10 protein-coding genes are annotated in these 11,754 nt (G+C 52.6%); 4 read left to right on the top strand and 6 right to left on the bottom strand.

What is annotated here, in order from left to right; genetic code table 11:
* Positions 1–138: 138 nt before the first annotated feature.
* From E6Q52_RS01100 to nudB, 3 genes are all read right to left on the bottom strand, one after another.
* The gene (locus tag E6Q52_RS01100) at positions 139–567 is read right to left on the bottom strand and encodes an HIT family protein (protein ID WP_292817507.1); all 429 of its coding nucleotides are present in this window, start codon (positions 565–567) and stop codon (positions 139–141) included.
* Positions 568–1,665, bottom strand: a complete 1,098-nt coding sequence (gene nadA / locus E6Q52_RS01095) for a quinolinate synthase NadA (protein ID WP_292817505.1) — start codon at positions 1,663–1,665, stop codon at positions 568–570.
* 85 nt (positions 1,666–1,750) lie between these two features.
* Positions 1,751–2,206 (bottom strand): dihydroneopterin triphosphate diphosphatase, encoded by a 456-nt coding sequence (nudB, locus tag E6Q52_RS01090; RefSeq protein WP_292817503.1) that lies wholly within the window; start codon positions 2,204–2,206, stop codon positions 1,751–1,753.
* 195 nt (positions 2,207–2,401) lie between these two features.
* Here nudB and E6Q52_RS01085 point away from each other — a divergent pair, with 195 nt between their 5' ends.
* Genes E6Q52_RS01085 through E6Q52_RS01075 form a run of 3 tightly spaced genes read left to right on the top strand, consistent with a single transcriptional unit; the run spans position 2,402 to position 7,954 of the window.
* Entirely contained in the window at positions 2,402–3,700 is a 1,299-nt protein-coding gene (locus E6Q52_RS01085) for a TolC family protein (protein WP_292817501.1), read from the top strand.
* 6 nt (positions 3,701–3,706) lie between these two features.
* Positions 3,707–4,861, top strand: coding sequence for an efflux RND transporter periplasmic adaptor subunit (locus E6Q52_RS01080; RefSeq protein WP_292817499.1), 1,155 nt, complete (start codon positions 3,707–3,709; stop codon positions 4,859–4,861).
* A gap of 3 nt (positions 4,862–4,864) precedes the next feature.
* Positions 4,865–7,954, top strand: coding sequence for a CusA/CzcA family heavy metal efflux RND transporter (locus tag E6Q52_RS01075; RefSeq protein ID WP_292817497.1), 3,090 nt, complete (start codon positions 4,865–4,867; stop codon positions 7,952–7,954).
* Positions 7,955–8,291: 337 nt separating this feature from the next.
* Here the strand turns inward: E6Q52_RS01075 and ispH are convergent, their stop codons facing one another.
* Positions 8,292–9,254: a 4-hydroxy-3-methylbut-2-enyl diphosphate reductase gene (ispH, locus tag E6Q52_RS01070; protein WP_292817509.1), complete on the bottom strand. Its 963-nt coding sequence runs from the start codon at positions 9,252–9,254 to the stop codon at positions 8,292–8,294.
* A 116-nt stretch (positions 9,255–9,370) separates the two neighbouring features.
* On the opposite strand from ispH, the gene purU reads away from it, so the two are divergent.
* Positions 9,371–10,225: a formyltetrahydrofolate deformylase gene (gene purU, locus E6Q52_RS01065; protein WP_292817495.1), complete on the top strand. Its 855-nt coding sequence runs from the start codon at positions 9,371–9,373 to the stop codon at positions 10,223–10,225.
* 67 nt (positions 10,226–10,292) lie between these two features.
* Here the strand turns inward: purU and lysA are convergent, their stop codons facing one another.
* Both lysA and E6Q52_RS01055 read right to left on the bottom strand, forming a co-directional pair.
* Entirely contained in the window at positions 10,293–11,552 is a 1,260-nt protein-coding gene (lysA, locus tag E6Q52_RS01060; protein ID WP_292817493.1) for a diaminopimelate decarboxylase, read from the bottom strand.
* The gene (locus E6Q52_RS01055) at positions 11,549–11,686 is read right to left on the bottom strand and encodes a lipoprotein (RefSeq protein ID WP_292817491.1); all 138 of its coding nucleotides are present in this window, start codon (positions 11,684–11,686) and stop codon (positions 11,549–11,551) included. The genes lysA and E6Q52_RS01055 overlap by 4 nt, the downstream gene beginning before the upstream one ends.
* Positions 11,687–11,754: the final 68 nt, after the last annotated feature.

The following is an 11,754-nucleotide window of genomic DNA, read 5'->3' as shown; positions in this document are numbered from 1 at the left end:
GGCTTATTTTGTTGAGCAACGCAAGGGAGCCGTAGGCCGTGATGGCTGGGTGCCCTCTTTTTGGTTACTTTTTTGGGGCAAGCAAAAAAAGTAACTCGCCAGCAAGGCGAAAAGAAAACGTTTATAGTCGGCTAAACGTTAGCTTTTAAGAGCACATTCCACACGTTCAACCACGATCTTTTGCAACTGATCCCTGACTGCAGCACTCAGTGGCTGCCTCTCGGAATCCCGCATCGCCTCTGCCCAGTGACTATTCGGAAAGTGCTTGTCACTCTCGAATCTAGGTAATACATGCCAATGCATATGCGGCGTTTTATTGCCCAGGCTTGCCAGGTTGATTTTGTCCGGTTGAATCACTTCACGCACCGCACTCTCAACCGCAAACACGACTTTCATGGTGCGTGCGCGGTCAGCGGGAGGCAGGTCGGTCATTTCTTTGACGTGCGCCAGTAATTCGACCCGGCAATAGGCTGGATAATCAGCATCGTGCAATAACACTACGCGACAGAAGTCGTCTTGCCACAGCAGATCGTGTGGCGTTGGCAGGCAAAGCGCGCAATCATGCATTTATGACACTGCCAGCATTCTGTCCAGGGTGAGTTTGGCCAGTTTAGCTTCGTGTTCCGGCACTTTGATCTGGTTGACGATATTGCCTTCGGCCAGGTTTTCCAGGCACCAAGCCAGATGTTGTGGGTCGATACGCGCCATGGTGGAGCATTCGCAAACGACGTGGCTCATAAATTGCACCAGTTTGTTTTGTGGCTTCATTTCTTCAGCTAGACGGGTGACCAGGTTGAGCTCAGTACCCACCAGCCATTTAGTGCCAGGCTCAGCTTCGCTGACGGTGCGCAGGATATATTCGGTTGAGCCGACGTAGTCTGAGTTAATGCACACTTCAAACGCTGTTTCAGGATGCGAAATCACTTTGCCGTCCGGATGTTGGGCGCGGAACTGGTCGATATTCTGTTTGCGGAACATTTGGTGTACCGAGCAGTGGCCTTTCCATAACAGGATTTTGGCATCCCTGATTTGTTGCTCGGTGAGGCCGCCCATGGGCAGGTCTGGGTCCCATACGGGCATTTGCTCGAGTGGGATGCCCATTTTGTGGCCGCTCCAGCGACCCAGGTGTTGGTCGGGGAAGAATAAGATTTTTTCGCGTTGGCTAAAGCCCCATTCGAGGATTTTTGGTGCGTTGGTGCTGGTACAGACGATGCCACCATGTTCGCCGCAGAATGCTTTTAGGTCAGCCGCCGAGTTGATGTAAGTCACCGGCGTGATGGTTTCATCAAAGTTGAGCACTTTGTTCAGCTCGCGGTAGCTGCGCTCTACCTTGGCCAGATTGGCCATGTCTGCCATCGAGCAACCGGCCGCCAGGTCTGGCAATACGACGATTTGTTCGGGGCGGCTCAGGATGTCGGCCACTTCGGCCATGAAGTGGACACCGAGAAAAACAATGAATTCAGCGTCCAGACTGTCGCAATATTTGGACAGCTTGAGTGAGTCACCGGAAAAATCAGCATGACGATAGACACTTTCGTGCTGATAGTGGTGACCGAGGATCACCAGTCGCTTGCCCAGTTTTTCACGGGCAGCCAGAATACGCGCCTGACAATCATCGTCTTTGGCCGCTTGAAATTTTTCAAATTGGATGGTGGCTGTTTGCATGCTTTTCAGACATCGGGCCAAGCCCGGCTTTCTTAAAAATGATATTTTACAACCGATTAGGATTTATCCCAATCAACGCGCTTACTTATAAACTTAGATGGTGGCGCTCCCCTAGTTTTTTCAAGGCGTCGACATTGGTCCAGCTGAATACTTTTTTGGCCGCTTCACGCCAGTCTAGCCATTCATAACGGGTATGCTCATCTGGGGCTAACGTGACGGCCATGGCTGACGGCAGGCATAGTCCAAACAGGTGCTCGGTATTTTCAATCACGCCAGGCGCATAGCGATGCCGCCAGTGCGGATAAATCTCGTAGACATTGCTTGTCTGCCAGTCTTGAAAATCATAGGCCAAAGCGTCAAGACCAGTTTCTTCTTTGACTTCGCGAATCGCTGCCTGGTAGGGTGTTTCGCCAGCTTCTAGACTGCCAGTGACGGATTGCCAGAAGCCTGCTTTGTCGGCACGCTCAAGCAGTAGTACTTGTAAATCGGCGGTGTGAATCAGAATTAGGGCAGAAATCGGGGTCTTGTATGGTTGTGTCATGCAAGTATTGTCTATAAACGCTGTGCTATTGTCTATGACTGCGTGTGATGCAATGCTGGTGGATAGGGTGACAATGATTGAATGCAGTGAAAGATTGTCGTAAGCCGTGCCAAGTATTATGATCAAAAAAACTAAAGCATATAGAGAATAGGGAATGATTCAATGTTGAGGTGTCAGCTAGGCTGGGTCTGCATCATGCTGATGATGAACGCACAGTGTTTATTGGCTGCTGATACCGCATCTACAGGCGTGGCAAGCCCTATTGTACTAAATCAATTATCTTTACAACAGGCAGAGCAATTGTTTGCGGGTGGCAACCGTGAATTGCTCGCGGCCAAGCGTGCTGTTGAAGGTGCCGAAGCGGACACCCTGATCGCCGGGCAGCGTCCTAATCCAGTGCTATCGTTGGGGCTGTCTAGCGTCAACGTCAATCGCGGCCAGGGGAATATGAACCAGAATGGCTCTAATGGCCTGTGGGACAAAACCTATAACTCTGCCTTACAAGTCAGCCAGTTGTATGAGCGCGGTAACAAACGTGAGCTGCGCACTGCTGTGGCCGAGAGTGCGGTGAAAGCCTCCAGTTTCGATTTAAAAGAAACCTATCGCCAGCAGGCCTTGACGATGGCCACCGCCTATTATGACCTCAAGCTGGCACAAGAAACCCTATTGATACAGCAGGCCAATGTCGGCTCTTATGACAAGACCTTGCAGGCGGCGCAATTACGGTTAAAAGCGGGCGATGTTGCTTCGGCAGATGTGGCGCGTATCCGTGTGGATGCCTTGCGTGCCAGTAATGATTTGCGGCAGGCAGAGGCCACATTGCAAAAAGCACAAGCCATGCTGGCCTATTTGCTGGGCAAAGATCAGGATGCCGCCAGATTATATGCGACCGACCCTTGGCCCAGCCTGCTTGCGGACCCATCATCGGACACCGAGAATAGCTGGTTGCCGCAACGCTCAGACGTGCAAGCCGCGGATGCGCGCATGGAACAGGCGCAACGCGCCAGAAAACTGGCCGAATCTCTTAAAACCAGAGACCTGACCTGGTCGCTGGCTTATCAACATTTTCCTGGGCAAGAGCCCGGTTCTGCGCCAGATACCGTGGGCGCCGCAGTCAGCATTCCCCTCTTTACCAATTATCAATATGAAGGCGAAGCCGCACGAGCCGAGGTGGGGTATACCAGTGCCATGGAGGCCAAAGAGCAGGTCAGGGCGGCGGCCGTGGCTGAAATGCGCCGAGCCAAAGCCGATTTGCAGGCCGCAGTCGATAAAAATCGGCGTTTTGACCAGAGCATCCTTAGTGAAGCACAAAAAGCATCAGATGCGGCCGAATTTGCTTATCAGCATGGTGCCATGAGCGTGATGGACCTACTGGATGCGAGACGGATTTTGCGGACACTACAACTCGAGGCTGTCAGCGTCAAAGCCGATTATGCCAAATCATTGTCTGCCTGGCTGGCGGCGACCCGCCAAGCCTTTACTAATCAAGACTAAAACACGATGACCCTGTCTAAAAGCAAGCAACCCCTTGTGCGTACCATGCCTTTCAGTGGCCAGTTGTTGATGGTGTTGCTGGCCGGATCGCTGTGTTACCCCTCGGCCAGTGCCGCAGACCAGGCAGCGAATCGTGGCCGGGATGCCAATGAAATCGTGCTCACCGCAGGGTCGCCGCAATTAACCAGCTTGAAGGTTGAGGCGGTGAGTGAGATTCCGGTACCGGTGACTGAGCCTTTAAATGGCAAGATTGTGTTTGATGAAAATCGGACTGCGCGGATTTTCTCCCCGGTGGCCGGACGGGCAGTCACCATCAAGGCGCAAGTGGGTGACAGCGTCAAAACCGGGCAGACCTTGCTGGTGATGGACTCACCAGATGTGGGTGGCGCCGTTGCAGATGCGCGTAAGGCACAGGCGGACATGCAGTTGAAGCAACAGGCACTGGAGCGCAGCCGTATGCTGGTAGATCATGGCGTGCTGGCGAAAAAAGAGGTTGAGGTGGCGCAGGCAGATTGGGCCACGTCACGCGCGGAGTCAGCGCGTGCGAGTGCCCGCTTGAAAAACCTGGGGGTTTCAACGGCAGCTAATGATAACTACGCAGTGCGTTCGCCGATTGCCGGCGTGGTGGTCGATCGTAAAATCAACCCTGGCAGTGAGGTGCGGCCGGATGCCGCAGATCCGTTGTTTATTATCACTGACCCTAGTTCTCTGTGGGCGAGTATCGATTTGCCCGAGCGCGATTTAAGCCGCATCTCCCAGGGGCAAAAGCTTAGCGTACAAGTGGATGCCTACCCTGACGAAGTGTTTAACGGTGAGGTGAAAACCATCGGCATCATGGTCGACCCGACCACGCGTCGGATTCCGGTGCGTTGTGTGGTTGAAAGCAACGGCAAGTTAAAGCCGGAAATGTATGCCCGTATCACGCCGCTGGATAACAGCCAGCACCGCGTGATCCGTTTACCGAATAGCGCGCTGATTACCGAGGGTTTATATAGCTACGTGTTTGTGGAAGAGCGGCCTTTGCATTTTAAAAAGCGCAAAGTCACGCTGGACTTGCAGCGCCGCGAATACGCCACAGTGAAAGAGGGCTTAAAAGCAGGCGAGCGTGTGGTGGTTGGCGGGGCGATTTTATTAAACTCTGATTTGTCGGTGAGTAAATAAAGCATGCTAAAAGGCTTAATCACATTCTCGCTGCAACAACGCGTCTTTTTGCTCATAGGCGCCGTGGTGCTGAGCATTTTTGGTTGGGTAGCGGTGCAAAACTTGCCGATTGAAGCCTTTCCAGATGTGGAAGATGTACACGTGATTATTGTCACGCAGTCGCCTGGTATGGCGCCTGAAGAGGTAGAGCGCGTGGTCTCGCTGCCGATAGAACATGGCATGAGTGGCGTGCCGGGCCTGGCGCAAATTCGCTCGGTATCGATTACTGGCTTATCGGTGGTGACATTAACTTTTGCCGAGCGCACCGAGGACTATTTTGCCCGGCAGCAAGTGCTGGAGCGTTTGCAAGGCGTGAGCCTGCCCACCGGTTTGCAGCCGACCCTGGCGCCGCTGACCACCGCCGTCGGTGAAGTGTATCGCTATCTGGTTGAAGCGCCCAAGGACATGCCGCAACGCGAGGTGCGTGCAATCCAAGACTGGAAAATTATTCCACAGTTGCGCATGGTGCCCGGTGTGGCTGATATCACCAGTTTTGGCGGCACGGTTAAAGAATATCAAATCAAGCTGGACCCTTATCGGCTGAAAAAATTTGACGTCAGCATAGACCAGGTCAATCAGGCGGTAGGCAATAACAGCAGCAACGTCGGCGGTGGCCTGATGCACCGCGGCGATGAGTCGCTGGTAGTGCGCGGCATCGGCCTGTTTCATAGCCTGGATGATATTGCGCAGTCGGTGGTGGACACGCGTGATGGCAAGCCGATTCTGGTCAGTGATCTTGGCCAGGTGGTGATTGGTGACAGGCCGCGCTCAGGCATCGTGTCGTTCAACCAGCAAGATGACATCATTGAAGGCATTGTGCTAATGACCAAAGGTCAAAATGCCGCTAAAGTGATTGAGGCCTTGCGTGCCAAGGTGGAGGTAGTCAATGAATCATTGCCCGCTGGCGTGAAGGTGGTGCCTTTCTATGACCGAACTGGCTTGGTACATCACACCGTGCATACGGTGTCAGAAAACCTGATTGTGGGCGCCTTGCTGGTGGTCACCATACTCGTGGTGTTTTTGCGTAACTGGCGCGCGGCGCTGATCGTGGCTTCGGTGATCCCGTTGTCATTGCTGTTTGCCTTTATTGTGATGGATTTGCGTGGCGTGTCGGCTAACCTGATTTCACTGGGCGCAGTGGACTTTGGAATTATCATCGATAGTGCGGTGGTGCTGGTCGAGGCACTCATGGTGCGGCTGGCGATGGCGGATGCCAGTAACCCAACCCACGGTGGTCTTGCCTGGCGCATGCAAACCTTGAAGAGCACGGCGATTGATATGGGGCACCCCATTTTGTTCTCCAAGGCCATTATCATCACCGCCTTCTTGCCTATTTTTACCTTTCAGCGCGTGGAAGGTAAAATTTTCTCGCCCATGGCATTCACGCTCAGTTTTGCTTTGCTTGGGGCGATTATTCTCACCTTAACCCTGGTGCCAGCCTTGCTGTCATACACCATGACGCGCGAAGACATGGCAGAAAAGCACAGTGGCTGGATGCATCGTCTGCAAGAGACCTATCGCACTATTTTGCTCAAAAGCAGTCGGTCGCGGGCGCTGGTGGTGATTGTTTCATTAGCGATATTGGTCGTGTCTGTGGTGTCTGCGCCTATGCTCGGCTCTGAGTTCTTGCCCAAACTGGATGAAGGCAATATCTGGCTCACCGTCGACTTGCCGCCTTCGGCCAGTTTAGAGAAAACCAAAGACGTTGAACGTGAGATCAGAAAGATCCTCAATAGTTACCAGGAGGTGCGGCTGGTGGTGGCGCACGTTGGGCGGCCAGATGATGGCACCGACCCAAAAGGGCCGTATCACATGGAGATTCTGGCCGACCTCAAGCCGCACAGCGAATGGAAGTTCGCTGACAAAGAAGCGTTAATCAAAGATATGTCACGCCGTATTCATGAGATTCCTGGTGTGCCGACCAACTTTTCACAGGTGATTCAGGATAGCGTCGAAGAGGCACTGTCTGGCGTCAAAGGCGAAATCGCGGTCAAGATTTTTGGCCCCGATCTGGCGATTCTTGAGCAAAAAGCCGCTGAGGTCGTCGACAGTATGAATGCTGTGCAGGGCGCGACCGATGTTGCCGCCGTACGTATTTCTGGCAATTCAGAGCTCGACATCACGCTCAATCGTAACCAGTTATCCCGTTATGGACTGATGGTAAGCGACGTCAACAATACCGTCCAAACGGCGCTGGCAGGCAATGCGGCCAATACCTTTTACGATGGTGACCGTCATTTTGACGTCACCCTACGCCTGGATAGGCCGTTCAGGGATTCGGTCGATGATATTGATGAATTGCCAATTGCCTTGCCCAATGGCGGCGGCAGTATCCCGTTGAGCGAAGTGGCTGAGGTGACGATCAAGCAAGGCGCTTCACGCGTCAGCCGTGAGGCCGGGGCACGTATCGTCTCCATTAAAGCCAATATTACCGACCGCGACCAAGGCAGTTTTGTCAAAGAGGCCATGCAGAAGGTGAAAGCCGACGTCAAGCTGCCGCCAGGTTACACCATGACTTGGGGTGGCCAGTTTGAAAACCAGCAACGGGCCATGAAACGTTTGATGGTGATTGTGCCGTTGTCAGTGTTGCTGATTTTTGTGCTGTTGTTTTGGGCGTTTAAGTCCGTGAAGAATGCCTTGCTGGTATTGCTGATGATTCCGTTTACGCTGGTGGGTGGTCTGGCTGGGTTGGCTGTTTCAGGCTTGCATTTGTCGGTGTCAGCCGCCGTTGGGTTTATTGCGCTGGCGGGTATCTCGGTGCAAAACGGTGTGATTATGGTCGAGCAGATCAAGAACCTGATGCGGGAAGGCCGCAGCGTGACCGAGTCAGTGATTGACGGCGCCGTGGCGAGACTACGCCCGATTTTAATGACTGCACTGATGGCGGGCTTGGGCTTGATGCCAGCCGCACTCTCGCATGGCATCGGCTCAGAAACGCAGCGACCGTTTGCTGTGGTGATTGTGGGTGGCTTGATTACAGCCACGCTATTCACGCTATTGCTGCTGCCCTTGTTGTTCCCACTGTTTTCGGACCTGCGTCGGCGTCAGTCGTAATGGCTTGGTTTTAGTTAACCAAAGTGGTGGTTTATTTCAGCCAGCAATCGCAGCTCTTGCGCTAGGCATGAAATTAAAATCATTAATAATCAATGGGTTGTGATTTTCTGGGACTTGGCACGTTATATGCACTTAAGGAGATAGTCACTCAGCTTGCAGGTTGGGCGACCTTGCAACCTCCAAAATGTAAGTATGAGCAGCATCTGCATATAACCACAACAATGCGCAATCGTTCCCCGATTATCCTTTCCCGAGGATATTGCTTGCCCCAAGCTCTCGAGCTTGGGTTTTTTTTGCCCTAAGTTTCGTGCTTAATTTCTTTGATCAGGCGCTGTGATTAACCTGGGGTACGCTTTTCGGCGTTGACCAGGTTTTTGGGTAACTGGAACACGACGTTTTCAACCACGCCTTGCAGTTCCTCCACGTTGGCGGCGCCCATGTTTTGCAAGGCTGTAATCACTTCTTTCACCAGCACTTCAGGCGCAGACGCCCCGGCAGAAATGCCGACTTTGCGTTTGCCAAGGAGCCACTCGGCTTGCAAATGGCTGGCGTTGTCGACCATATAGGCTTCCACGCCCTGGTTTTTGGCCACTTCGCGCAGGCGGTTAGAGTTTGAGCTATTGGGTGAGCCGACAATAATCACCAGGTCACAGTCTTTGGCCATGATTTTGACCGCATCTTGCCGGTTTTGCGTGGCGTAACAAATATCATCGCTTTTGGGCGCTTTAATATTCGGAAACCGTGCTTTTAAAGCATTAATGACTTGTGTGGCATCGTCCACCGACAGCGTGGTTTGCGTCACATAAGCCAGTTTGTCAGCATCCGCCACTTGCAGTGCGGCCACATCTTCTGGCGTTTCGACCAAATGCATGCCAGCTTCAGATTGGCCCATGGTCCCTTCAACCTCGGGGTGGCCTTTGTGGCCGATCATGATGATTTCCAGGCCATCTTTGCGCATTTTGGCCACTTCAATATGCACCTTGGTCACCAGGGGGCAGGTGGCATCAAAGGCGGTCAGTCCGCGTGACTCTGCCTCTGCGCGCACGGCTTTGGAGACGCCGTGCGCACTGAAAATGACAATGCTGCCTGCCGGAATTTTTTCCAGTTCATCGACAAAAATGGCGCCTTTGTCGCGTAATTGGCCGACGACAAATTTGTTATGCACGACTTCGTTACGCACATAAATCGGCGCGCCGAACTTTTCCAGTGCCTGTTCAACAATGATGATGGCGCGGTCTACCCCAGCGCAAAAGCCGCGCGGATTAGCCAGCACAATATTAGGTGTCACTTCTGTTTGCATAATGAATTCCGTCAAGAGACTGCTGCCGTCTGCGCCCGCGAATACCAAGGTCAACCACAAGGTCTGGCAGGCATCAGGTATAATCTGCATTTTTGTTGCTCTTAGAAGCCCATGTTATGAAAAACACTGCTACTTTGCTGATTACCTGCCCGGATACCAAAGGGATTGTGGCGGCGATTGCGCAATTTTTGTATGAGCACAATGCCAATATTTTACACGCAGACCAGCATCAGGATGCGGAAAATAATCTGTTTTTGATGCGCGTGGAATGGGACTTGACCAATTTTAATGTGGCAGTGGCCGATTTTGAACAAGCATTTGGCCCGGTGGCACAGCGTTTTGACATGACCTGGCAGCTGAAATTATCCGAGCAAAAAACACGCATGGCGATCATGGTGTCGCAATATGATCATTGCCTGGTTGACTTGTTGCACCGTCATCATAGCGGTGAGTTAGCGTGTGATATCCCGCTGATTATCAGCAATCATCAAGACACCGAAAAGCTGGCGCAGTTTTACGGCATCGACTTCCATTATCTGCCGATGAGCAAAGACACCAAGGCTGAGGTCGAGGCGCAGCAATTTGCCCTGTTTGACCAATATGGTGTGGATTTGATTGTACTGGCGCGCTATATGCAGATTTTATCGCCGGAATTTGTCGCGCGCTATCCACAAAAGATCATCAATATTCACCACTCATTCCTGCCAGCGTTTATTGGCGCGCGCCCTTACCATCGCGCGTTTGAGCGCGGCGTAAAACTGATTGGTGCGACCAGCCACTACGTGACCGAGGTGCTGGATGAAGGGCCGATTATCGAGCAGGACCTGGCGCGTATTTCGCACCGCGACCAAGTGGAGGATTTGATCCAGAAGGGCCGCGACTTGGAGCGTGTGGTGCTTTCAAAGGCGGTGCGCTGGCATATTGAGCATCGTATTTTGTTATATGCGAACAAAACGGTGATTTTTGATTAAGCCATTTCAACCAATAAAAAAACCGAAGCTTTAAGGCTTCGGTTTTTTTATTGTCCAAAAGCGAGGCTTAAGGCAGTGTGCGTTCCAGTTTAAACAAGTCTGCAATGTGTTCGCGTTCGCGGATCACATGCACCTGGTCTCCATCGACCAATATCTCGGCAGCACGTGCGCGCGTGTTGTAGTTGCTGGCCATGCTCATGCCGTAAGCCCCGGCGGAGTGAATTGCTAAATAATCACCTTCTTCAATAGCCAGCGTGCGGTCATGGCCTAAAAAGTCACCGCTTTCGCACACCGGGCCGACGATTTCATACACTTGTGCTTGTGCCGTGGATGGTGCAATGGCCGTGATGTTGTGAAACGCGTCATAGAGCGCCGGGCGCATCAGGTCGTTCATGGCCGCATCGACAATGGCAAAGTTCTTAGATTCGCCCGGTTTCAGGTATTCGACTTTCGTCAGCAACACGCCGGCATTACCTACCAGTGCGCGGCCAGGTTCAAACAGCACTTTGACGTTTCTACCGGCCAGCTTTTTCAGGATGGCAGCCGTGTAAACAGCAAAATCAGGCGGGGTTTCATCGCTGTAGGTAATGCCGACGCCGCCGCCCACATCAATATGCTGGATGTGTATGCCTTTGGCAGCCAGAGCATCGACCAAACCGAGGACCTTATCCAGCGCGTCCAAGAAAGGGGATAACTCGGTGATCTGTGAGCCGATATGGCAATCTACGCCGTGCACTGCAATGTTTGGCAATTGGGCGGCTTTTTCATAGAGGCTCAGCGCATCTTCAAACGCGACGCCGAATTTGTTGTTTTTAAGACCAGTAGAAATATATGGGTGGGTTTTGGCATCCACATTCGGGTTCACGCGCAAGGACACCGGGGCTTGTTTACCTAAGCCTGCCGCGACTTGCTGGATACGATCCAGCTCGTTGGCTGACTCGACGTTAAAGCAGAAAATGCCGGCTTCGAGCGCGGCTTTGATTTCTGCATGAGATTTGCCGACCCCGGAAAACACGATTTTTTTCGGATCGCCACCAGCAGCCAAAACGCGGGCCAGTTCGCCTCCCGAGACAATATCAAAGCCGGCACCTAATCTGGCAAACACATTCAAAATCGCCAGGCTAGGGTTGGCTTTGACGGCAAAACAGATCAAGTGATCGTGGCCGACCAGACCGGCCTGAAAACGCTCAAAGGCCTGGGTGAGCGCAGCGCGTGAATAGACGTAAGTCGGCGTTTGATGCGTCTGGGCGATCTCACGCAGGGCGACCTGTTCAGCATGCAGCAGGCCCTGTTGGGTAGAAAAAGGGTGGTTTAAAAGCGAGGTCACGATGCGGATTTATCTTGTTGAGGGGGTTGAGGATATTGGCGCTCGGGAATATACAAATCTCCTTTGAGACCGCAAGCGCTCAATTGCGCCAACAATAAGGCAACAGCCAGTAATCTCGTCCAGCAGGAAAGCATGATTCACCGTCCAATGTAAATAATATGCCATTTTACCATTAAACCTAGCGTGACTTATGGCCACTGTT

The organism is Methylophilus sp., from assembly GCF_008015755.1.
Taxonomy (GTDB): Bacteria; Pseudomonadota; Gammaproteobacteria; order Burkholderiales; family Methylophilaceae; genus Methylophilus.
Note: the sequence above shows the minus strand (reverse complement) of the source record. Positions and strands in the feature narration are given on the sequence as shown.